Source organism: Runella defluvii, assembly GCF_014195535.1.
Taxonomy (GTDB): Bacteria; Bacteroidota; Bacteroidia; order Cytophagales; family Spirosomataceae; genus Runella; species Runella defluvii.
In genome coordinates this window covers 87,174-113,238 of record NZ_JACIBY010000010.1, presented here as the reverse complement: position 1 = coordinate 113,238, position 26,065 = coordinate 87,174, and the positions used below count along the sequence as shown (strand labels likewise).

The following is a 26,065-nucleotide window of genomic DNA, read 5'->3' as shown; positions in this document are numbered from 1 at the left end:
TTATTCCGTTTTCAAGGTATTGGCAGGATTGGTCAACGCCGTTTTAAGGGCTTGGTACGCAACGGTTCCGAGGGCAACCACCATCGCTATGACGCCCGCAAACACAAACACCCAGGCATTTATCTCGACGCGGTACGCAAAGTCTTGGAGCCATTGATTCCCAAAGTAGTAGGCTACGGGACAAGCAATGAGAATGCCGATAAGCACCAGTTTCAGGAAGTCTTTTGACAAAAGCGCCACAATGCTCGTTACGCCTGCCCCCAGCACTTTCCGAATGCCGATTTCTTTGGTACGTTGTTCGGTTACGAAAGTGGCCAAGCCAAACAATCCCAAGCAGGCAATCAAAATAGCCACCAGCGACGTATAGGTCAAAATTTGCTTCCAGCGCAAGTCGTCGGCGTAGCGTTCCATCCGAAAATCTTCCAAGAAATAATATTCCAAAGGAAGGTAGGGAACGTACTTTTTATACACTTTCTTAATCTGCGCCAATGCTTCTTTTTGGTGGTTGGCAGTAATTTGAACGTGAACACAACCCGCTTGCCGAGGGGTATCGCGTGCCCACACGATGGGTTTTATTTTCTCCTTAAACGAAGCATAGTGAAAGTCTTTCACAATCCCGACGATGTTCAATGCTTTGTCCTGTTGGCGAATAGAAAGGGTAAATGGATTTTGGCCTTTGGGGACAAATTCCCGTACAAAAGCTTCGTTGACGATGATATTTGAAACCGTATCCAACGCATATTTTGGCGAAAAATACCGCCCTTGCACCAACGGAATTCCCATCAATTGCAAATGATTTTCGTCGATGTACTCGTAGTAAGTATAGTCGGTGCTTTTGCCATTGATTTGGTAAATGGTGCTGTTCCAATCCCCTGATTTGCTGGAAACTTTTTCGACGTACGGCAATTGCGCCAACTCATTTTTGAGTGGAGCGGCTACTTTTTCTATTTGATCCCAAGGCAACCAAAAGCGAAGAATGTTGTCGGTTTTATAACCAAGCTCGGCCTGAGCGATGTAATTAAACTGACGAGTCGCAATAACCGTCCCGATAATCAACACCCCTGCCAACACAAACTGAAACACGACCAATGCTTTCCCGAACGTTTGTCGGCCTGTTAGTTTAAACGGACCACGCAACGTTTCGATAGGACGAAAACCTGACAGCACCAACGCAGGGTAAAACCCAGCTAAAAGCGCCACTAAAAACAACAATGCGCCAAAAAGCAACAAAGTAGTCGGCTGAAAAAGGTACGTGCTTTCGAGGTGTTTGTCGGTCAATTCGCTGAACGTAGGCAGCAACAGGTAGGCCAACAGCCACGACGGAACAAACGCCAAAGCCGTCAGCAAAAACGATTCTCCCAAGAACTGCGCTAAAATGTGCTGACGCGTGCCTCCCGTTGCCTTTCGGATGCCAATTTCTTTGGCGCGTTTGAGCGAGCGAGCCAACGTAAGGTTTACAAAATTGATACAGGCAATGACCAAAACCAACAACGCCAGCCCCGATAAAATCTTCGGATAACGCTCATTTGACCAGTATTCCAAGCCATTGGAAGCATAATACTCAGGGTTTAAGTGCATTTCGTACAAAGGTTGCAGCTTAAACTTCATTTCGTAGGTTTTGCCCTCATTGTTCTTTTTACGCACTTCGGTCAGAAAATCAGAGGTATATTTGGCCGTCACGGACTCCATTTTTTTGTCCAACCGTGCCACGTTTGCTTTGGGATTGACCAACAAAAACGTGTTCAAACTTGCATTAAACCAATTTTCGTCGTTGGCGCGCTGCTGAGGGTCAGGTGAAATGAGGTGGTCGATAGACATCAACATATCAAACTGAATCGACGAGTTGGCGGGTGGGTGTTTGACGACGGCCGCCACCACAAACGGCTTAAAAGCCGCCCCTTCATCCCCGATTTGCATTAGTTTACCCACGGGGTCTTGGCTTCCAAAATACTTTTCGGCCATTCGGTCGGTAATCACCACGTTTTTTAAATCCTTGAGGGCTGTGCGGGCGTCTCCTGCCACTACCTCAAACGAAAACATGGTCAACGCCGAGTTGTCGGCGTACATCAAATTCTCTTTAATCCCTTCATTACCTTTCTTCACGAGGGTATTCCAGCCGTTTTTAAAGCGGCAATACGCTTCAAAATCACCTAGTTCGCGCACAAACGCGGGGCCTTGCGGCATCCCTGTGTTTCCCATTTTACTCAGATTTCCTTGCAGGTCTTTGCGGTCTTGTATCAACCGAAAAATCTGCGGGCCTTTCGCGTGCATACGGTCAAAGGACAAATCATCTTTGACGTACAGCATAATCAGCATCACCACCGTCAGTCCGAGGGTAAGTCCTGAGAGGTTAACAAAGGAATACACTTTGTTTTGCCAAAGGTTCCGAAAAGCGATTTTGAGGTAATTGCGTATCATGGTGGTATAATTGTTATGGCGATGACGTAGAGACGTTGCATGCAACGTCTCTACCAATACGTCGAATTATTCAGATTTCAATGATTTGACAGGATCCATCAAGGCGGCTTTGATGGATTGGTAGCTGATTGTCAGCAGAGCGATGGAAAGGCTCAGTAATGCCGCGATTGCAAAATACCACCAAGTAATTTCAATGTGGTAGGCAAAGCCTTTAAGCCAAGTAGTAAGGAAATAATAAGCAATGGGGAAAGCAAGAACAATGCCTATTAAGACAAGTTTCAGGAACTCACCCGAAAGTAACCCGACAATGCTTGCGACACTTGCCCCGAGCACTTTCCGAATGCCTATTTCTTTGGTTCGGCGTTCGGCCGTAAAAGCCGTTAATCCAAACAAGCCCAGACAGGCAATTAAAATGGCCAAACCCGTAAAAGCAAAAATGATTTTGCCCGTGCTGATTTCATAGTCATAGAGTTTTTGATAAGCTTCGTCTAGGAAATAGTAATCAAAAGGTCTTTCTACTTTATAACTATCATACACATGCTTCATAACGGCGAGTTTTTCCTGAACATTGGCATTTTTTGCCAGTTTGACGTAGATGTATTCGTGAAACAAATCGTTTTTACCAATAAAAAACGCCATTGGACGAATCTGCTGGTGAAGAGAGGTAAACGGAAAATCTTTAACAACACCCACCAGATTTTTGGGCGTTCCACTGCCGATATCAATAGGTTGTTGGTAGTTTTTGACATTTATACCCAGTTCTTTTGCGGCGGTCTCATTGATGATAATACTGCCCTTACTACTTAGTGCATCCTTTTGGGTGGGTGCAATCGCCCACTGTACACGCATCGTTTTGATGAATTCTTTATCGACGGGAAAACTATTAGCGCTGACCACTTTAGCGGAATGTAGGGTCTTAAGATTCAAACCGTTCATATAACCACCATAAATGGGCAACGATGAGGCTGTTACGGCTTCTACGCCACTGATTTGGCCGAGATTAGCTCTGAGTGATGAGTAATGTTTGTCAATACCCGTTTCATCATCTAAACGAATTCCTATAACCCGTTCGCGCTCCAAACCTACGTTTTGCCTGAGAAACAAATCCAACTGTTCTTTGATCAGAATAGAACCGATAATAAGCGCAATGGAAATGGTAAACTGAAAAACGGTCAGTGATTGTCTTAATGTCGCCGTGCCTTTCCCCATCCCCAATTTACCCTTTAAAATAGAGATAGGTGTAAAGTTAGACAGCAAAAGCGCTGGATAACTGCCTGAAAATAAAATACTCACGAAGTAGAAACCAATGGCAGGTACCCAGAAGTAGGGGGTAGATACAAACGATGTATCAATCTTAAGTTGTAATGTGTTGTAAAAAAAAGGCTTTAATAAACTAAAAAAGACCAACGCAAATCCAAAGGCTAAGGTCACATACAGCGTCGATTCCAGATAAAACTGAACAATGAGCGATTTGCGAGCCGCTCCCACCACTTTTCTGACCGAAACTTCTTTGGCGCGGATGGTTGCGCGGGCAGTAGTGAGACTCACATAATTGATGAGCGCCAAGCTCAGTATCAATACCGCGATAATTCCGAAGGTATTAACGGTCTTTTGAACTGATTTATAGGAAGTATCAAAGTGATAATTGGGCAGCGCGTACAAATAATACTTATCGTATTTGCTTCTAATCTTTGCTTTTTCGCTCAAAAGCGACGGGATTTTACGCGCTACGTTGGCGGCGGCATTTGCATTTTTTAGCAAAAAATAAGTATCAAAACTACCTGTAGCTCCAACCGATTCGAGTTGTTCATTCGTTTGTTTTTCATCCATGAAACTACTGTACATGGCGCGGTCCATAGCACGTTGGGCTTCTATATTGGCTAAAAAGCTAAATTGAATAGAAGAATTGAGTGGAGGGTCTGCAACAACTCCGACAACTTCAAAAAGATGCTTTTTGTCATAAGTAATCGTCTTTCCAATGGGGTCGGCGTTACCAAAATACTTTTTAGCCATCCGTTCAGTTAGCACTACCGTATTCGGACGAGAAAGCACCGTTCGACGGTCGCCTTTCAGTAATGGAAAAGAAAATACCTCAAAGAAACGATTGTCGGCAAAACCAAAGCCCGATTCGTAGTTTTTATGCTGTACATCGGACATGATTTGCTTAGTGGAATAGCTACCCACTTTAATGCGGGCATAATTTTCAACCTCAGGCGAAGCCTGCTGAACAGCTTCCGCAAAGCGATAAGACATCCAGGGGACAGTATATGTTTGGTCACCTTCCTGATGCTTAAACTCTACTTTTACAATGCGGTCAGCGTGTTCGTGAAAACGGTCAAAGCTGTACTCATGAGCTACGTACAGTACAATCAACAACGTGACGGCCAAACCTGTGGCCAAACCTGCAATGTTGATAAAGCTGAAGAGGCGATTGTGCCAAAGGTTCCGAAATGCGATTTTGAGGTAGTTGCGTATCATAACGATATAATTTTTATGGTGGTGACGTAGATACGTCGAATTATTCCGATTTCAATGATTTGACAGGATTCATCAGGGCGGCTTTGATAGATTGGTAACTCACCGTAAACAAGGCAATAACGACGGTTACAAGCCCCGCTAGCACAAAAACCAAAGGATTGATGGTGATTTTGTAGGTGTATTCATCCAACCATTTATTCATAATCCAGTACGACAGCGGACTCGCAATCAGAAAGGCCAATAGCACTGGCGTAACAAACCCTTTTGACATCAATAGCACAATTTGCCCTATTCCCGCTCCTAAGACTTTACGAATGCCAATTTCCTTGGTTTTTTGCTGGGCTAACGACGTGGCCAAACCAAGTAAGCCTAAACAAGTGATAAAAATGGTCAAGAACGCAAAACCTTGTGCCATAAACGATAACCGCTCTACACTTGCAAATTTTTCATTGTAAGCATCGTCCACAAAATGATACTCAAAAGGGTAATTGGGATTGTATTTCCTAAAAATGGCTTTTGCATTTTCTAGGTTTTCTTTGATAGGTTTTTCGGGGTTGTATTTGACATGAATCGCGTTGAAAAAATTCATTTTCGCCCCCGCAATTGTCACCGCGTTCACTTCTCGAAAAGGCGATTGCATCACAAAATCTTTCACCACCCCAATCACCTGAAACTCCCAACCTCCGTCGGTAATTTTTTCGCCAATGGGGTTTTTGAAACCCATCATCTTCTTGGCTGTTTCGTTAATAATTACCCCCGAAGAATCGGTTGGGTAGGCTTTTAAATCAAAATCGCGCCCTTCGATAATCTCTAAACCAAGCGTTTTTACAATTTGGTCGTCTGCTCCAAAACGGTCAATGTTCCTGTGGTCGTCTGTCGCTTTGCCCCGCCATTTCATTCCGCCTGTGTTACTCCACGTTTCGGTAATAGGTGAAAATGTTTTTACGACCGAAACCGCCACGTTGTTTTTCAACAATTCAGCTTTTATGAGGTCAAAGTTTTTAGAAATATCGCCCTCTACGGGGTGATAGACCAGGTTTGCTTTGTCGTATCCTGATTTTCTGTTTTGGGCATAATCCAACTGTTGCTTGATAATCATGGTACAAGAAATGAGCAAAACAGAGAACACAAATTGACAAACGACGAGTATTTTTCTGGGAGTAATTGGAGAAGAGATATTGAAATAACTTCCTTTCAATACTTGCAAAGGGTCAAAACTCGAAAGGAATAGCGCAGGATAAGACCCTGCCACCAATCCCGTGACAACAACAAAACCCAACGAATAGGCAATCCATTGAGCATCCCACCAATCAATCACAATTTTGGACTCAATGAGTTGATTGAACGCGGGGAGACTGACCATAATAATGCCAATTGCCAACACCCCTGCCAACAATGAGGTGAGAATAGACTCGGAATAAAACAGCTTAATGAGGGATAAACGGCTAGCTCCCGACGCCTTTCGGACTCCTACTTCTTTGGCCCGTTTGTCGCTTCGGGACGTGCTCAAATTCATGAAGTTGATGCACGCAATCAGCAATATCAAAAGGGCAATGACCGTAAAGTTGCGAACTTGCTCAATTTTACCACCTTCTTCCACTCCATTTTTAAAGCTTCCGTAAAGCCGCAATCGCTCAAAAGGATACACGAAGGTCTCCCAAGAGGCGGTTTCTTTGTCATACTGCTTTCTTAGATGTTTGACTTTTAAGTTGAATGCCTGAGCGTCAGTGTTCTTTTTTAACAACACATAAGTAGTGGTAGAGTTGTTGCCCCAGTGCAAACTCTCCATGTTATTGACTACCTTGAAACGCCACGGCACCAAACAATCAAAATTAAAATCGGTGTTGGTTGGAAGTGATTTCACTACGCCTGTCACCACAAAATCGCTTTCGTTATTGAGCTTGACGATTTGGCCAAGTGGCTCACTATTTCCAAATAATTTTTTGGCAAAACCTTGCGTAATTACCAAATTATTGACCCCGTTTAGGCAGGTTTTGATATCTCCTTTGAGCAATGGAAACGTGAATACGTCCAAAAAAGTAGAATCCACTATCTGAACCGTCCCTTTTATTTTTGTGTCTTTCGCTTGAACCAAATATTTGTCTGCCCAATCGACCCGCACCATTTTTTCAACTTCGGGATAGTCTTTTTGCAGGGCGGGTCCCATGGATTGCGGCGTAACGTTCCAACTACTGGTTTTGCCTTTTTCGGTGACTTGGTTCCACGCCTGAAAAATCCGCTCTCGGTTTTCGTGGGTGTTTTCAAAGTTCATTTCGTCATTGACCCAAAGTAAAATCAATGCCGATGCCGAAAATCCGATGGCCAAGCCTAGGATATTGATACTGCTAAATACTTTGTCGTTCAGTAGGTTCCGAAATGCGATTTTGAGGTAGTTTCGTAGCATAACGATGTAATTTTTATGGTGGTGACGTAGAGACGTTGCATGCTGTGGAGACGTTGCATGCAACGTCTCTACGGGAAATTACTCCGATTTCAATGATTTGACAGGATTCATCAGGGCGGCTTTAATCGACTGGAAACTAACCGTCAAAAACGCCAACAACATCGTAGCCACGCCCGCTGCCACAAAAATCCACCACGGAATTTCGACCCGAAACGCGAAGTCTTCGAGCCAAGTGTTCATCGCGTAGTAGGCCAACGGCGCGGCAATCAAAAAGGCGATTCCTACCAATTTCAAAAAGTCTTTGGAAAGAAGTCCCACGATGCTCCACAAGCTGGCCCCCAGCACTTTCCGAACGCCGATTTCTTTGGTACGCTGCTCGGCGATGTAGGTAATGAGCCCGAACAAGCCCAAACAAGCAATAAAAATTGTCAGAATGGCAAAAATGAGCGCAATGGTACCGACGCGCTGTTCGGCCTGATACATTTCGTTGAAAGAATCATCAAGAAAATGGTAATTGAACGGCATCCCCGTCGAGAGTTGTTTCCACTTTCCTTCGATTTGTTTTACCAATTGTTGCGACTCCGACGTATTTATTTTAAATGCCATATCCCAGCCACTACGCCCGTACCGAAAGCACAAAGGGCCGACGTTTTCTCGCATCGACGAATAATGAAAATTTTTCACCACTCCAATAATCGTCAGCGTACTTGTTTCGGAAGCATTGCCAGTACCCGCATAGAGATTTTTGCCCACGGGGTCATCATAGCCTAACATCTTCGCCGTTTCTTCATTGATAATAATCGAGCTAGAATCTGCCCCAAATGCTTTGGAAAAATTACGCCCCTTGATGATTTCCATGCCCAAAGTCGGGATGTATTCTTCATCAATCACCCAGTTTTGCATATTAAACCCATTTTTCACGTCGATAACCGCCGTTTTAGAGTAAGTATTATCGCTGCGCGACGAGTTGGCCACGGGTAAATACCCCGCAAAAGCCCCCGCTTTTACCCCCGCCATTTTTTTGACTTCTTCCTTAAAAACGCGGTTATTTTCGCCCAACGACGACGTACCCGTCACCACCAACACTTGGTCTTTTGAAAACCCGAGGTTTTTGTGTTGGATGTAATTGAGTTGGCGGTAAATGATAAAAGTAGAAATGACCAATACCAACGACGTCACGAATTGGAACGTCACCAACGCATTTCGAAAATTAGAGCGTTTAAAATTGGCATTGAGCTTGCTTTTGAGCACTTCAATTGGCTTAAACGACGACAAGAAAAAGGAAGGATAATAACCTGCCAACGCCCCAACGCCAAGCGGCAACGCCAATAAAAAAGGCAAGTACGCAGGCTGGTAAATCGTAGTCGGCGTAAATTCTTTGCCCGCAATTTGATTAAAATAAGGAAGCAATGCCGTCGTAAATACCAACGCAATACCAAATGCCAAATAACTCGTCAGTATCGACTCCGCCATAAACTGTCGAATCAAGCTGTTTCGTTCGGTGCCTAATACCTTCCGAATCCCCACTTCTTTGGCGCGGTTGGCCGAGCGAGCCGTGCTCAAATTCATAAAATTGATGCAGGCAATGAGCAGTAAAAACAAAGCTACAATCGAAAAGATATACACATATTCGATATTACCGTTGACCCCAAACTCGTATAATTTGTTGGATTTTAGGTGAATGTCCAGCAGCGGCATCAGCGAATACTGAATGTAATTCCCCGCTTTTTTGAACTCGTCCATGCTCTTAATATCTATGAAGGCTTTGGCTTGAGGAAGAATATATTTGTTGATAAAGCCATCAAATTTTTTCTCAAACTGCTTATAATCAACACCTTCTTTCAATTTAACATACGTATAAAAATTGTGACTCAAGAAGTTTCCAAAGGTGTAGTCCACATTTTTGAAAGAAAAAATAATATTCGTCCGAAGGTGAGAATTCTGTGGTATGTCTTCATAGACCGCCGTTACTTTATACTCTTGGGGATTGTTAACTCCCGTCGAAAGGATTTTCCCCACCGCAGGGCCATCGCCAAAGTATTTCTTCGCTACCGACTTACTAATAGCCACTGTATTGGGGGCATTGAGGGCTGTTTTGCCGTCTCCTTCGAGCACATGAAGTGGAAAAACCTCAAAAAACGTCGAATCCGCATTTACGCAGTTGTTTTCTACCAAAAACTCATTGCCTTTTCGGATAAATCGGCGACTGTTTTGGGCGAACAAACGCACGTATTGCTCCACCTCAGGATAGTCTTTTTTGAGCGTTGGGCCAAAAGGGTCGGAGCTCAAGGCCATTTTCATTTCGGTTCCCCCAAATTTGATGTCCGAATGTATGCGATAAATACGAGCCGCGTCTTTGAGGTAGCGGTCGTAGCTCAATTCATCGACTACGTACAGCGAAATCAGCAAAAAACAGGTAAGCCCAATGGCCAACCCGAAAATGTTGATGATGCTGTATAGTTTGTTTTTGAGGAGGTTTCTCCAAGCGATTTTGAGGTAATTCCGTAGCATGATGATATGATGGTTATGACAATGACGTAGAGACGTTGCATGCAACGTCTTTACTCCGATTTCAATGATTTTACAGGATTGACCAAGGCGGCACGTAAGGTTTGGTAACTGACCGTCAGCAACGTAATGACCAATGCACCAGCGGCAGCTATCGCAAACACCCACCACGAGATTTCGACGTGATAATCGTAGCCTTTCAACCAATCGTTGAGGTAGTAGTACGCAATAGGGCTGGCAATGAGGCTCGAAAGTAATACCAAACCGACAAAATCGCCCGAGAGCATTCGCCACAAATTAGGCACGCTTGCGCCCAACACCTTCCGAATGCCGATTTCTTTGGTGCGTTGTTCGGCCACGAAGCTCGCCATTCCGAAAAGTCCCAAACACGAAATCAGGATGGCCAAGACCGCAAAGTAGAGCGAAAGCGTACCGATACGCTCTTCGGCCTTGAACTTATTACCGTATTGTTGGTCAATAAATTCGTACGAAAAAGGCACATTCTGTACGTACTTTTTCCAGATACGTTCGAGGGTGGCGATGGATTTGCTCGAACTTTGAGCAGGGTTGAGTTTGATGGTAAGATTATACAAATCCTTGTCGCGGGTATGGTACAACGACGGGCGCACGGGATAAAACGGCGACTCGGCCATAATATCACTCACTACCCCAATAATGGTGTAAGGCTTGCCACCCCATTTTAAAATTTTGCCAATGGGGTCTTTGAACCCTAAAAACTTCGCCGCTGCCTCGTTGATGATAAACGCCGCCGAATCGGTGGCAAACTCACGCGAGAAATCACGGCCTTGTTTGATTTTCCAGCCCACGGTTTTGCCCCATTCTTTGGTAACGCGGCTGTTTGGAAAATCAACGCCCAAATTCGGGTCTTTCCCTTCCCAATCGAAACCGCCGTTGGTATTCCATACGCCCGTAAGTGGGCTGTTGGACGCCGTCAATTCTTCAATTGCTCCCGCCGATTTTAGCTCCCCTCTGAATGCTTCAAAGTGATCCTGAATCTCTTTATCCATCCCCATGCTTATCAGGCCGTTGCGTTCGTAGCCAATGGGGCGATTTTTGGCGTGTTGAATTTGCTGATACACAACGATGGTTCCAATAATCAATACCACCGAAACCGTAAACTGAGTCGTTACCAATACCTTACGCGGAATAGCGGCCCATTTACCCACTCTAAACGTCCCTTTGAGGACTTTTAAGGGCTGGAAAGACGACAAGTACAAAGCAGGATAGCTCCCTGCCAATAGACCTGTGAGTACAATAAAGGACAAACTAAGCAACCAAAAAACGGGGTTCGCCCAAGGAAGTTCTATTTTTTTATCGGCTACTTCGTTGAAAAACGGGAGACACAGCATGACAAGTAAAAGTGATACTACAAAAGCAAACACCACCACCATGTACGACTCCGAAAAAAACTGATTGATTAACTGCGTGCGAACCGACCCCACTGCTTTGCGGATACCCACTTCTTTGGCGCGTTTTTCGCTGCGGGCGGTGGCTAGGTTCATAAAATTGATACAAGCCAACATCAACACAAATACCCCAATGATACCAAACATCCATACGTAGCGAATGCTTCCGCCCGTGTTGATGCCTTCTTTAAACTCACTTTCCAACGCCCACTTGCTCATCGGATGCAAAAATGCCTCCCATTTGTACTTCAATTCTTCCTTATTAAGGTTGTTGGCTTTGACATTTTTAATGCGTTTCGATGCAACATCCATGGTCACATTATCAGCAACTTGAACAAAGGTTTGGCTAAAGTTGCTGTCCCAAGGATCTTCCATTGTTTTTACCCAGGGATTATCTATCAACCAAAGCGACCACGGCATGATGACCTTCACGTTGCGAAACGAGGTATTGTAAGGCAAATCTTCGTAAACGCCCGTCACTTTCACGTCGTAGGTTCGGTTGATTTTTAGCGTTTTATCCAGCGGGTTTTGGTCGCCAAAGAGCGATTTAGCCACCGATTCCGACAACATAATCGAATAGGGGTCTTTCAAACCTGCGTACGTTCCGTAGCGCATCTTGAGGCTAAGCATCTCAGGGGCACCTTCTTCAAAGTAAATCCCCGATTTTGTTACGTGGTTATCCCCTAGCGATAACACGTACGAGCCTTCCCACGAGGCTTGCACTACGTGTTTGAAGCTACTTCCGTATTTTGCCCGAATTTCGGGGCTCATTTGGGCAGGATTAGAGGTTTGGGTTCCCACTTTTCCGTTGAAAGTAGCGTGTTGCATAACCTGCGCGATGCGCTCATAATTTTGGTGATAGGTATCAAACGACAATTCATCGTTGACCCAAAGTCCAATCATCATGGCTACTGCCATTCCCACCGCCAGTCCACCAATATTGATGAAACTGTACATTTTGTTTTTAGTGAGGTTGCGCCACGCAACTTTGAGGTAATTCCGTATCATGATTGTATAGGTAAATTGTGATATTGGAGTAGAGACGTTGCATGCAACGTCTCTACTCTGTTTTCAATGATTTCACAGGATTGACCAGGGCGGCACGAATGCTTTGGTAACTGACTGTCAGTATCGCAATTCCGATAGCGATGGCACCTGATAGCACAAACATCCACCATTCAATTTCGATGCGATAGGCAAATTTGGACAGCCATTGCTTCATTACGTACCATCCCAAAGGTGAGCTAATGACCATCGCCATCCCAACGAGCTTGACAAAATCAATAGAGAAAAGCCCAAAAATATGCGCCGTAGTCGCACCTAATGATTTACGAATCCCAATTTCCTTGGTGCGTGATTCGGCCATAAACGAGACGACACCGTATAATCCCAAACAGCCGATAAAGAGGGCAATCACTGCCAAAAGGCGAAAAAGTGCATAGCTACGTTCTTCCCCTTGGTAAAAATTGGCAAGGGTTTCGTCCAGAAATTCGTACGAAAAGACAAACTCAGGAAAGGTGCTTTGCCACGCGGTTTCTACCTCTTTCAGTAATTGACTAATACCTTTAACTCCTCCTTCTTGGCCTGCCAGTTTCATTCCTAAGGTAGTATAATTGCCTCGTTGGGTCGTCAATACGCTTGGTTCTACCTGATCACGGAGCGAAAACACGTTAAAGTCTTTTACAACCCCCACAATTTGTTTTTCAATATCCTCCCCAGCTACTTTCATTTTTTTCCCAATGATTTGTTCGGGATTCTGAAAGCCTAAGCGTTTTACAAATGTTTCGTTGACAATCAACTCTCTAATTGTATCAGCGGGCAGGTAATTACGTCCTGCCAATAATTTTAACCCATACGTCCGAATGTAAGAAGTATCTGCGGGACGCATCACGACGCCGTAGTCGGGGTCTTTCTCTTGGTTTTCGAACCGAAAACCAGTACTCCAGTTGAATGCAGAAGATGGCGTTGTCATCGAAAAACTAAGCGATTGGACACTGGGTAAGCCTGCGAGTTTAGCCCGTAGATTTTCCAACTGACCTGGTTCATTTCCAGGAAGCTTTACTGTCAAAATAGCATCGCGGCTAAAACCCAAATCGGCCGAACGGAAATAATCCATTTGGTAATACGCAATGATGGTACCGATGAGCAAAAATTGAGACACTGCAAACTGCCCAATAATCAGGCCCCGACGCAACGTAAAATAATGCGCAGAGCGGGTTGTTTTCATTTTTCCTTTAAGGGCCAAAATAGGCTGATAACCCGACAGAATCAACGCAGGATAAAACCCCGCCAGCACGGTGGTGAGCACGCCAAGTCCTGCCAAAAAGACCAATATGACAGGGCTAAATAAGCTTACAGCCCCTGTTGGGATATTTAATAAATCACCGACGTAAGGCCATGCAAGCTCTGCCACTAAAAGAGCCAGCATCACCGCAATGCTTGTCAACACGCTCGTTTCGCCCAAAAACTGTCGTAACAGCTGACTACGAGTGCTCCCCAGCACTTTTCGTACGCCTACTTCCCGCGCCCGACGAATTGCCTGTGCGGTCGCCAAATTGACGAAATTGATACAGGCCGTTACCAAAATAAAAATGCCAATTAGGGCCATTGCCCAAATCATTTCGATGCTCACACTACGTCGAGCAAAGTTAGTGGTATTCGTTGCGAAGTGAATGTCGGTCAGTGGTTGTAACGCATACTTAAACTTCTTGGCATCCTCTGGAGAATGGTATTTTTTTACGAAACTGACCAATTGGCTTTCCATTCGAGCCAAAGTGAGCGATGGAGGCAACAACAAGTAAATCTGCGCCCCACCATAGCTTGATTTCCAGTCGTCGATGGGAGAAGTATTTCCAAACGCCACCACAGAAGCATGGGTCAGAAAGACATCGAAGGGAAAACTACTGGTAGCAGGCGGCGCTTGCACAATACCCGTCACCACAAAATCCATCTGGTTATCTATCCGAATTGTTTTGCCCATTGGGTCGGTATTCCCAAAATACTTACGCGCCATTCGCTCCGAGAGTACCACCGTATTCGGGTTAGTGAGCGACTGCGGGCTACCTTTTTTCCATTCATAATCAAAGAGATTGAAGTATTCAGGTTCGGCAAATGTAATTACTCCATCAGGCTCCTGAAACCGTTTTTTCTCCGTTGCAGCAGTTCCTCCTACCGATACTACCGCTCTTCTCACACGGCTTACCATCGTCAGTTGGTGTTTCAATTCGGGGAAATCGTTTCGTAGCGCTGCCAATGCAGGGAAGGTAATTCCCGTATTTGGCGTTTCGGGAGAACTTTTAGAGACACCAAGCATTCGATAAATACGGTCAGCATGACGATGATGACGGTCAAAACTTAGTTCATACCGAACTGCCACAAACAAAACCACGCAACAAGCCAGGCCCAAGGTCAGACCTAAGACATTGATGACAGAGTAACTCCAATTACGTTTTAAAGCACGAATGGCTGTTTTAAAATAACTTATAAGCATTGTTTTTTTTATTTCAGGTGGACGCCCCGTAGGGACGTATGGATTATTCTGTTTTCAATGATTTCACAGGATTCATCAACGCTGCTTTGACTGCCTGAAAACCTACCGTTAGCAATGCAATCACGATGGCTAATAGCCCCGCTACTGCAAACAACCACCAGCTAAGTGCGATGCGAGAGGCAAAATCTTTCAGCCATTGTTCGGTCAAATACCACGCAATCGGCGATGCAATCAGAATCGCAATAAGCACCAACTTGAGGAAGTCTTTGGACAACAATGCCATGATTCCAAGCACCGAAGCTCCTAGCACTTTGCGAATTCCGATTTCTTTGGTACGAGACTCAACGGTGAAAGTGGCCAAGCCGAACAATCCTAAGCAAGCAATAAAAATCGCCCACAACGACGCCGTCGTGAACATACGGCTGTATTGTTGTTCAGAAACATAAAGTTTGTTGTAATTGTCATCCACAAAAGAGTAGTCAAACGGATTGCCAGGGAAATAGGTCTTGTACAACTTATCCAAGGCTGCTATTTTTTCAGGCATTCGGTCGGCGGTCAATCGGATGGTGAAATAGGTGCTGTTGTTTTGGGGGTAAAAAATGATAGGGTCAATCGTTCTTTTCAATCCTGTATGATGGTAGTTTTTCACCACCCCGATTACGTCCAAATAACGCTCATCCCACTTGATTTTGGTGCGAAGGGCTTCTTCTGCATTGGCAAATCCTAGTAACTCAACCGCTCGTTCGTTGAGCAATACTTTACTATTTTGGTTCCAATCTACGTCGCATTCGGCGGGGGTAAAGTTGCGCCCCGCTTTGAGGTCGATTTGGTACGTTTTTAGAAAACGGTCGCCAATGATGGCAAACGAGTACGAAATCAGTTCGTCGCCTGGTTTGGATTTGGGTTGGGTAAAGCCTGCGGTCGCAAAATTGTACCAGCCACTCGGCACCGCCCCTGAGGTCGCGTAGTCTTTCACAAACGTTTGTTGCATTAGCTCGTTCTGAAACGTCGTTTGGCGCACTTTATAGGTCGCATCTTTGCCTACTTCTGGCCCACGAACCACCAACAATTGCTGCGGATTTAGTCCCAAACTTTGCGTTTGCATGTGGTGTAGCTGACGATAAATAACGAGCGTTGTAACAACCAAACACACCGAAATAGCAAACTGAAACACCACCAGCGATTTCCGAAGTAGTCCTCCCCCCGACGTTTTGGCCAACTGCCCTTTCAGGGTTTTGATAGGGTTGTAACTGGAGAGCAAAAAGGCCGTGTAGCCACCCGAAAGTAGGGAGCCAAAGAGCAAAATACCCAGTCCCCACGCCCACACCGACGTAGCGCCCAAGGAGGCAAAAGACAGTGGCGTCCCGATAAGTTCATTAAAAAATGGCTGAAGTAAGACTACGATTAGCAGAGCCAATCCAAAACTTAGGAGATTCACCAACAGCGATTCGCCCAAAAACTGCCGCACCAAATGGCTTTGCGTTGCGCCTACCACTTTCCGAACTCCCACTTCGTTGGCGCGTTTGAGCGACTGAGCCGTCGAAAGATTGACGTAGTTGAACCAACCAATCACCAGAATCAAAAACGCAATTCCACCCAACATATAGACGTATTTTAAATTACCCTGCGTGAGGTAGGTATCGCTCAATGAAGCCGCCAAATGCACGTTTTTGAGAGGTACAAGACGAAACTTTACGCCGTCATTTTCTTTGCTGAGTTCGTTTCTTAGGGCTGTTAGTTTTTTCTCAAAAGCGGAGGAAAGAACGTTGTTATTTAGTTGAAAAAACGTATTAATATACTGGTTATCAAGATTTTCTAAATTAGCCCAATCGTTCCCGTGCAAGTTGGCGGGGTTACGCAAGGTTTCCAACGAAAACACCATGTCGTATCGAATGTCTGAATTGGTAGGCATATCGGCATAGACCCCTTCTACCGTAAAAGGGTTGGTGTCAAATTGATTGGAAAGCATCAACACTTTCCCCAAAGGGTTTTCGGTACCAAAATATTTTTGGGCATAAGAGGCCGACAAAAACACTACGTTTGACTTTTCCAATGCCTTGGGAGAACCTGCAGTAAGTGGAAAATTGAAAAACGAGAAAAAATTACCTTCGGCGTAGCTGATGTTGGTTTCGCGGAATGCTTCGGTTTTAGCACCTTCACGCCGCACAATGCCTTGCGCCATCCCGTCCGCAAAACGACAATAGTCTTTGATTTCGGGAAAGCGTTGCTTGGCGCGCGTAGCCCAGCCTGGTTCTACCTCACTCCACATGCCACCTTTGACATCTTCGTTGAGAAGTCGATACATGGAAGGCGCATTGGCATGAAACTGGTTAAAACTCTTTTCGTGGCTTACGTATTGTAGAATCAGTAAAAAAGCCGCGATACCCATCGCCAAGCCAGTGATGTTGATAAAACTATACACTTTGTTTCGGAGCAAGTTCCGAAAAGCGATTTTTAGGTAGTTCTGTAGCATGGGATGTTCAGGTTTATCCTCTTAGTCCCAAATGCCATACCAGAAACATAATTCACTGTAAATCAATTTTTTATGCCAAATTAAAACAAATAAAAATGTCCATAAACGGACAAATTCAGTTCGTTTATGGACAGGGGCTTTAGAAGAACAAATATGTATCAGTAAGGTAATTATCTTTAACAAAAACCTTTTATTTTAGCAAATTTGAAGCTTTGTACAAAAAAAAATATAAATATTTCATTCTTCTTTCTTACTTTTGTGCACACTTTAGTAATACCATGAATCTAAAACTGTCTGAAATTGCTGAAATCCGATTTGGGTATTATGATGCTCCGTCAGAAGACGGAGAACTCCATTATTTGCAGGCAAAACATTTTGACGAAAGTGGTATATTAACTCGTTTTGATGAGTCTTATATTCCCAAAGATGAAAAAAGTCAAAAACACATTCTAAAACCGGGCGACATTCTTTTGGCAGGCAAGGGCTATCGGTTATTTGCTTGGCAATACCGAGGTGAACCGACCCCAGCAGTAGCCTCCACTTTGTTCTTTGTTATCGAACCACTTGACAAAACGGTCATATTACCCGAGTATTTAACTACCTTCTTGAACTTACCACAAACTCAGGCTTATCTCAAACAATTAGGAGCAGGTACCAGTATTCCTTCGATTCGTAAAAACGAATTGAGTGACCTTAGTATTGCGGTACCAGATGCCTCTATCCAACAAAAAGTAGCCCAAATTTATTCGCTTCATATACAAGAAATAGACTTACTGCGACAACTAATTGTAGAAAAACAAGTCTTTATTGAAAATCTATTAAAAAAGATAATCCATGCTCCCCCTAAAACGAACCCTTAGCCGCGAAGAAATTGCAGCTGTTGTGTGGCGCGGCTGTGACACTTTGCGCGGTGCTGTTGACCCTACTCAATATAAAGACTATGTGCTCACAATGCTCTTTGTAAAATATTTATCAGATGTATGGAAAGACAAGGTTGAATACCACCGAGAAAAATACCAAGGTGACAACGAGCGTATTGAACGCGCTTTGCGCCGAGAAAGATTTTATGTACCCGAAGAGTGTACTTTCGATTACTTGTTTCAAAATCGTAATGATGACAACATCGGAAATCTCATTGACATCGCGCTCATGGGCTTGGAAGATGCCAACCGAACCAAACTCGAACGTGTGTTTCGAGCCGTCTCTTTTAACTCTGAGGCTCAATTAGGCCCTGCCATCGAGCGAAATCGGCGCCTAAAAAATTTATTACTGGATTTTTCAGCCCTTGATTTACAACCGTCACATTTACAAAACGCCGATGTCATCGGCGATGCTTACGAGTATTTGATTGGCGAATTTGCAGGTAAAGCAGGTAAGAAAGCGGGCGAATTTTACACGCCTGCTGAGGTTTCCGAGCTATTGGCAAAATTAGTGGCTCCTCGCCCTGGCGACCGAATTTGTGACCCGACATGTGGCTCTGGCTCTTTGTTGATCAAAGTAGCTGCGCAAGTAGGTAGTAACAATTTTTCTCTCTACGGACAAGAAAACAACGGCAGCACTTGGGCTTTGTGTCGAATGAACATGTTTTTGCATGGCATGGATAGTGCACGTATCGAATGGGGAGATACATTAAACAACCCCAAACTCATTGAAAACGATACCCTGATGCGATTCAACGTAGTCGTGGCTAATCCTCCTTTTTCACTTGATAAATGGGGTGCGGAAAAAGCACACGGCGACCCTTTTAATCGCTACCATCGAGGGATTCCGCCTAAGTCGAAAGCAGATTTTGCTTTTATCAGTCATATGATTGAAACAACTTATCCTACTGACGGACGCGTGGGGGTAATTGTGCCTAATGGCGTACTGTTTAGAGGAAGTTCAGAAGGTACTATACGGCAACAGCTCGTGGAAGAAAACTTACTCGAAGCAGTGATTGGATTGCCTGCCAATCTTTTCTATGGAACAGGCATTCCTGCCGCCATTTTATTGTTTAATCGAACTAAAGGCCAAAACAAAGATGTGTTGTTTGTGGATGCGAGCCGTGAGTTTGAGAACGGAAAAAACCAAAACCGCTTGAATACTGACGCTACACTCCATATTTTAGAAACGGTACAGCGTTTTAGAACTAGTGCACCCAACGCTACCTCGCAAGGACAAGTAGTCGAAGATAAATACGCCTACCGAGCTACCTTGGAAGAAATTAAAAGTAATGATTTTAATTTGAACCTCCCACGTTACGTAGATACCTTCGAGGAAGAAGAAGCGGTAGATATGACAGCCACAAAAGCGAAAATTCAGCAAATTCGCCAAGCCCTTGCCGACACCGAGCGACAGATGGAAAAGTACTTGACTGATTTGGGTTTCTAAATAATTGATGCCATGAACCTACCTTTCGTTGGACTTGTCCCACCAATTGACATAGGATATGAATGTTTTTAATCTCCCCCAATTTACTTTTTCTGCATGGAGCCGATTCATCATTTTACTGAAATTCTGACGTTGATTCAGCAGGCTCGGCAGCGGGCAGTGGCGAGTGTTAATCGGGAGTTGATAGACCTCTATCAAAAGGTCGGTGGGTATATCAGTCAAAAAATAGAAACCAGCGAATGGGGCGATAGTACTGTGGTACAACTCGCACGCTTTTTGCAACGACAACATCCTGATTTGAAAGGATTTAGTTACCGAGGTCTGTATCGAATGAGGCGATTTTATGAAGCCTATCAAGGAGCTGATGAAACTTTGACGGCACTGCTGTCAAAAATAAACTGGACAAATCATCTGACCATTCTTGCCCAGTGCAAAACATCGGAAGAACGTCAATTCTACCTGTTTCTCACCGCAAAAGAACGATATAGCACACGCGAACTCGAACGGCAGATTGCGGCAGGAGTATATGAGCGCGTCATGCTGTCGCCCAATGTGGCCGCTGTACAAACCCAATTGCAGGAACAAGGCCGTGAGGCGTTGGGGGAAGGTATTTTCAGGGACCGATACGTATTTGAATTTCTTGACCTGCCCGAACGCCCCACCGAGCGTACCCTGCAACGGGCGTTGATTCAAAACATGAAACGCTTCCTGCTCGAAATAGGGCGCGACTTTACCTTCATGGGCGAAGAGTACCCTGTACAGGTAGGAATGCGCGATTTTAGACTCGACCTGCTGTTTTATCACCGCGATTTGCGCTGCCTCGTAGCGTTTGAACTCAAAGCAGGGCCGTTTGAACCGGAATACCTCGGCAAGCTCAATTTTTATTTGGAAGCTCTTGACCGCGACGTGCGCAAACCCCACGAAAACCCCAGCATTGGAATTCTGCTTTGCGCCGGCAGCGACCAAGCCGTGGTGGAGTATGCCCTGAGCCGAACACTCTCGCCCACGCTCGTAGCCGACTATACCCGCCACCTACCCGACAAACACCTGCTCGAAGCCAAATTGGCCGAATTTTATGAACTCAACCAACCCCAAGCCGATTAACCCTTTTTGTTTGTAAACCCCACCCCACATGAACCCACAAAAAAAACATACCCTGCCCGAAGGATGGGAAATGAAGAAGTTAGGAAACTTAGCATTAAAAGTAGGAAGTGGAATAACCCCTAAAGGTGGAAGAGAGACATATTTATCAAGTGGAATACCAATTGTTCGTAGTCAAAATGTTGTTGATGGAAGATTAATTCTTGATGAAGTAGCTTTTATATCTGAAAAACAACACCAAAAAATGAAAGCGACTCATTTACGTGCTGATGATTTACTTTTAAACATTACTGGTGCATCTATAGGTAGAACATGTGTTGTACCTTCTGATTTTAAAGAAGGAAATGTTAATCAACATGTTTGTATAATTAGATTAGACTCAGCAAAGTCAGACTCTAATTTCGTAAATGCTTTTTTAAGCTGTGAATCTGGACAAAAGTTAATAGATAGTTACCAAGTAGGTGGAGGGCGTCAAGGGCTCAATTTTGAGCAAATTAAATCTTTTCCAATTCCCCTCCCCCCCCTCCCCGAACAGCGTCGCATTGCGGCCGTGTTGGGTACGTGGGATACCGCTATTGAGCAAACCACCGAGCTGCTCAACGCCCTCCGCGCCCGTCATCGCGGCTTGATGCACCAACTCCTTACGGGAAAAGTGCGCTTGCCGGGGTTTGGCGGTGAGTGGAAACGTGTGGTGTTAAGCGATTTATTTGAACGTGTAAATCGTCGGAATACTGAAGGAAATACCAATGTTTTGACAATTTCTGCACAACAGGGGCTGGTTGGTCAAGGGCGATATTTTAACAAAAATGTAGCCAGCGAAAATTTGGCAAACTATTTCCTGCTGTATCGAGGTGAATTTGCCTATAACAAAAGCTATTCTGCCGGTTATCCGATGGGTGCAATCAAACGCCTTGACCAATATGATAGAGGCGTTTTGTCTCCATTGTATATTTGTTTCAGGATGCGTAACGAAGCAGAAAATGAAGCTAAGTTCTTTACTCATTTTTTTGAAGCAGGTTGTCTCAACGAAGGTATTGGAGAAATCGCTCAGGAAGGAGCCCGCAATCATGGCTTACTGAATGTTGGCATAAATGATTTTTTTAGTTTACGAATTGTAGTTCCCTGTCTCGCCGAACAACGTGCCATAGCCCAAGTGTTGGATGCTTCGCTGAAAGAGATTCAGTACTGGGAGGCCAAATTGGAGGCAGTTCGGGAGCAAAAACGCGGCCTAATGCAGTGCTTGCTCACGGGGCAGGTACGGGTGCCTGCGGAAGTCGCCTAAAACATAAGCAGTCAAGGGGCTGCTTTTTTTAGGTGCCAAAAATTTATTTTGAAAAATTCTACAAAAAATATTTTTCAAAAAATGAACTTTTATAATTTGTACATAGTTTCAAAAATATAATTAATTATTAAATCATGGAAACAGTTATTACATTTACCCCGATTAAAATCAGCCAGTCGGACTTGCTTGATTTTGCCATGACCAGTGGTGTTGCTCAGCAAACCAAAGTTCGTGCAGTGAAGTGCCGTCCCGAGTACGACCCCAAAAATGATTACTGGAAACGCCTCCGCGACCGAATTACCAAAATGCACAGCAGAGAAGAACCCCTCACCGTCCTCGATGAATTGTGCACTCTGGTACCTGATTCGAAAAAGGCCAACTACACAAGAGCCGTCGAAGTCTATAAGCGGTTTTTACGGGGTAAAACCATTGAGTGGTTTAAACCTATTCACCGTATTTGGCGACATGGAGAGCTGGAAGTAAGTATCAACCCTGAGCTGGGTTTGGTCATCAACGGTACGCCACACGTGATAAAGCTCTATTTTCGTGAAGAAAAGCTATCAAAAGACAAAACAGCAGGCATTATTCAACTCATGGAAACGACTTTGGAAGGGTATCATCCCGAAGAAACCGTGTATAGTGTTTTGGATGTTCCGAATAACAAACTCTTAACCAAAAACCAAAAGCACGACCTGATGCCCCTGATTCGTGCCCATGCTTTAGCATTTGTTCAAATCTATCACGAACTATAATCTCAACGAAATGGAAACGACGCTCTCCTTGCTCGAAAACGACAGTAGTAAAATCCCTGCCCTGCACTTACTGGTACAAATGGGCTATATTCCCCTAACACCTACACAAGCCTTGGCAGAGCGAGGAGGGCGCAGCGGTGCCGTTTTACTGGAAGGGGTTCTTCGTCAGCAGCTCAACGCCCTCAACAGTATCACGTACCGAGGGCGTACGTATGCCTTTTCCGAAACCAATCTCAACGCGGCGGTTTTGGCCCTGCGCGATTTGCCCGTTCAAGATGGTTTTACAAGTGCCAACAAGGCCTTCTACGATTTGGTAACGCTGGGAAAGAGTTTCGAACAAGTGATCGACGGAGACCGTAAGAGTTATACCTTGCGCTATGTAGATTGGGAACACCCTGAAAACAATGTTTTTCACGTAGTACCCGAATTTAGTGTTTTACGCACCGAACGCCACGACGCCTATCGGCCTGACTTGGTGTTGTTTGTAAACGGAATCCCGATGGGAGTCATTGAATGTAAAAGCCCCAAAATACAACATGCCTTAAAAAAGGCCATTGCTCAACACATTGACTACCAATCGGACAGTGGCATACGAGCCTTGTATTATTATTCCAATTTACTGCTTGCATTGGCGGGTAACGAAGCTCGCTATGCTACCACTGATACAGGAAAAGAATTTTGGGCAAGTTGGCGCGAGCAAACCGCACAAGATATTCGTCAAGCAGATGAGGAACGCTTAACAAGGCTGGTAAATAATTCGTTATCGCCCGACTACGAAAACACGGTATTGGCATGTATGAACAATGACTCCCGCCTATTTTATCAAGAGCTCCGTAAGGCCCCAGTGAGTATCAGTGAACAAGATAGAATACTCTACAACCTCTGCCGCCCCGAACGCCTTCTTGACTTAATTTATAACTTTATTGTTTTTGATGACAACGTTAAAAAGATAGCCCGCTACCAACAATATTTTACTATCCGTCAAACTCTTCAACGCGTTAGCAAGCTAGACGAAATCTCAGGGAAACGAACAGGCGGGGTGATTTGGCATACCCAAGGAAGTGGAAAGTCGTTGACAATGGTGATGCTTGCTCAGCTTCTTGCCAAGCAGCCCGATATTCCTAATCCTAAAATAGTACTTGTTACCGACCGCGTTGATTTAGATAATCAATTGACCGAAACATTTCGAAAATGCAAAAAAGACGTAGTACAAGCAACAACAGGAGCATCGGATAAGATTCGGAAAAAACTCACCAACGATTCTGACGAAATAGAAGAATCGACAGAACCTATCCGCTACAAGTCAAATCGCCCACCGCGCGACACCAGCCTGTTGGCATTATTGCACGAAAAATCGGATGACATCATTACTACTGTCATCAACAAGTTTGAAGTTGCCTTAAAAAGCAACTCCGAACCGATTGATTCCCCCAATCTTTTCATTTTGGTCGATGAAGCCCACAGAACCCAACACGGCAATTTCCATATTAGTATGCGGCGCCTGTTTCCGAAAGCGTGCTTTCTAGGTTTTACTGGAACACCACTAATGAAAGAGCAAAAAAGTACGGCTCGTCAGTTTGGCGGATTGATTGAGCCTGCTTATACCATTCGTGATGCTGTCGAAGACGGGGCGGTTGTTCCGCTATTGTACGAGGGGCGACATCATCATATTACGGCTAATGCCTCTGCACTTAACCGTTTTTTTGATAAGGTATCAGAACCACTCAACGACTATGGAAAAGCGCAGCTGAAACGAAAATTTAACCGTATTGATATACTCAATGAAGCAGACCAAATCATTTATGCCCGTGCCTGGGACATAGCAGAACACTACGTAGCCAACTATCAAGGTACGGGAATGAAAGGGCAAATCGTAGTAGGAAAAAAATGGCAAGCGGTTAAATATAAGAAGTACATTGATGAAATCGGCAGCGCCAACGACGAACTTCGCGTTACGTGTGAAGTTATTATTTCGCCACCCGATGTGAGAGAAGGTGAAGACGGAGAGTCTGATGGGTACGATGGTGAAGTAAGAGGTTTTTGGAAACGGCAAATGGATCGTTACCGAAATGTCGAGAACTATGAAAAAACCTTGATTGGTGCTTTTAAAAAGCAAGAAGTACCCGAGTTATTGATTGTAGTTGATAAACTATTGACAGGTTTTGACGCCCCAGCTAACTCCGTTTTGTATCTAACGCGTAGTTTAAAAGAGCATACTCTATTACAAGCAATCGCACGGGTTAATCGGGTTTTTCCAGAAAAAACACATGGTCTTATTGTCGATTATTATGGAAATTTAGGGCACCTTGACCAAGCTTTAACCATGTATTCGGGCTTACAGAATTTTGATTTAGAAGATTTACAAGGCTCTCTCAATAGTATAAATTCCGAAACTGCTAAACTACCGCAAGCTCATGCAGAAGTCTGGTCGATTTTTGAAGGTCTATCAAATAAACTAGACCTAAAATCGTACGAAGAGTGGTTATTTAATGAGGAAAAAAGGCAACTTTTTTATGAGTCACTTTCAAGATATACTCGAATTTTACAGTTGGCACTTTCGAGTATTGCTTTTATGGAAACTACTCCAGCCGAGCTAATTAACACCTATAAAAAAGATGCTAAAGCCTTAATGGACTTGCGCGACATGGTCAAATGGCGCTACTCCGACAAAACAGACTACACCCTTTATGAGCAGCAAGTCCGTAAGTTGATAGATAAGTACATCAGTACAGAGGGTGAAACGCTGATTGTCACCCCTCAATTTGCATTACTAGACCAAGAGCAACGTCAACAGGAATCAAATTTACAACCTGAAAAGAGCTTAGCTGCGCAGGCTGACCACATTTCTAGTAAAACATTAAAGGCAATTGAAGTAAAGCTTAATGAAGCTCCAGAGCTTTATCGAAAAATGGCTGAGCTTATTCAAGAAACGATTGATGACTATCATTCTCAAAGAATTTCAGAACTTGAATACTACACGAGATCGAAAGAACATGAACAAAACTTTGAAAACGAACGCTTTGAAGGTGCTCCTAGTCCTTTACAGCAAAACCCTATTGCTATGGCCTTTTACGGAGTCACAAAAGTTCTTTTAGCTAAATTCGTAGATACTGACTTCGCAGACACCCTATACACAGGGTTAGCTTTAGGGATAGAGCAAAAAATTAGGGAGTCAGTCTTAGACAATAATCGTCCTCTGGTAGATTGGCAAAACAATTTTGATTTAATTGGAAAACTGAGAATCGAAATAGACGACTTTATTCTTGAACAGTGTAGTGAAATACAAATTAGACTTCCTTATGACCTTATTGATCAGCTCATAGAAGGATGCCTGAGCATTGCCACTTTAAGGTATGTATAAG

13 protein-coding genes are annotated in these 26,065 nt (G+C 44.2%); 6 read left to right on the top strand and 7 right to left on the bottom strand.

The window, feature by feature from the left end; all coding sequences use genetic code 11:
• From FHS57_RS21115 to FHS57_RS21085, 7 genes are all read right to left on the bottom strand, one after another.
• The gene (locus tag FHS57_RS21115) at positions 1–2,418 is read right to left on the bottom strand and encodes an ABC transporter permease (RefSeq protein ID WP_183977174.1); all 2,418 of its coding nucleotides are present in this window, start codon (positions 2,416–2,418) and stop codon (positions 1–3) included.
• A 66-nt stretch (positions 2,419–2,484) separates the two neighbouring features.
• Positions 2,485–4,896, bottom strand: a complete 2,412-nt coding sequence (locus FHS57_RS21110; RefSeq protein ID WP_183977172.1) for an ABC transporter permease — start codon at positions 4,894–4,896, stop codon at positions 2,485–2,487.
• 40 nt (positions 4,897–4,936) lie between these two features.
• Positions 4,937–7,300 (bottom strand): ABC transporter permease, encoded by a 2,364-nt coding sequence (locus FHS57_RS21105; RefSeq protein ID WP_183977170.1) that lies wholly within the window; start codon positions 7,298–7,300, stop codon positions 4,937–4,939.
• Between the two features lie 78 nt (positions 7,301–7,378).
• Entirely contained in the window at positions 7,379–9,811 is a 2,433-nt protein-coding gene (locus FHS57_RS21100) for an ABC transporter permease (protein WP_183977168.1), read from the bottom strand.
• Between the two features lie 50 nt (positions 9,812–9,861).
• Entirely contained in the window at positions 9,862–12,243 is a 2,382-nt protein-coding gene (locus FHS57_RS21095) for an ABC transporter permease (RefSeq protein ID WP_183977166.1), read from the bottom strand.
• Between the two features lie 52 nt (positions 12,244–12,295).
• Complete coding sequence (locus tag FHS57_RS21090) at positions 12,296–14,725, bottom strand: ABC transporter permease (protein WP_183977164.1); 2,430 nt, start codon at positions 14,723–14,725, stop codon at positions 12,296–12,298.
• Positions 14,726–14,768: 43 nt separating this feature from the next.
• Entirely contained in the window at positions 14,769–17,198 is a 2,430-nt protein-coding gene (locus FHS57_RS21085; RefSeq protein ID WP_183977162.1) for an ABC transporter permease, read from the bottom strand.
• Positions 17,199–17,476: 278 nt separating this feature from the next.
• Between FHS57_RS21085 and FHS57_RS21080 the strand changes: the two genes are divergently transcribed.
• The 6 genes from FHS57_RS21080 to FHS57_RS21055 all read left to right on the top strand — a co-directional run bounded on the left by FHS57_RS21080 (position 17,477) and on the right by FHS57_RS21055 (position 26,064).
• On the top strand, positions 17,477–18,058 hold the full coding sequence (locus FHS57_RS21080; protein WP_183977160.1) for a restriction endonuclease subunit S: 582 nt from the start codon (positions 17,477–17,479) through the stop codon (positions 18,056–18,058).
• Entirely contained in the window at positions 18,033–19,568 is a 1,536-nt protein-coding gene (locus FHS57_RS21075) for a type I restriction-modification system subunit M (RefSeq protein WP_183977158.1), read from the top strand. Before FHS57_RS21080 ends, FHS57_RS21075 begins: the two co-directional genes overlap by 26 nt.
• 96 nt (positions 19,569–19,664) lie before the next feature.
• Entirely contained in the window at positions 19,665–20,672 is a 1,008-nt protein-coding gene (locus tag FHS57_RS21070; protein ID WP_183977156.1) for a PDDEXK nuclease domain-containing protein, read from the top strand.
• Between the two features lie 28 nt (positions 20,673–20,700).
• Positions 20,701–21,951, top strand: a complete 1,251-nt coding sequence (locus tag FHS57_RS21065; protein ID WP_183977154.1) for a restriction endonuclease subunit S — start codon at positions 20,701–20,703, stop codon at positions 21,949–21,951.
• 134 nt (positions 21,952–22,085) lie between these two features.
• Positions 22,086–22,703, top strand: a complete 618-nt coding sequence (locus tag FHS57_RS21060; RefSeq protein WP_183977152.1) for a hypothetical protein — start codon at positions 22,086–22,088, stop codon at positions 22,701–22,703.
• 10 nt (positions 22,704–22,713) lie between these two features.
• The gene (locus FHS57_RS21055; RefSeq protein ID WP_183977150.1) at positions 22,714–26,064 is read left to right on the top strand and encodes a type I restriction endonuclease subunit R; all 3,351 of its coding nucleotides are present in this window, start codon (positions 22,714–22,716) and stop codon (positions 26,062–26,064) included.
• The last annotated feature ends 1 nt before the right edge of the window (position 26,065 follow it).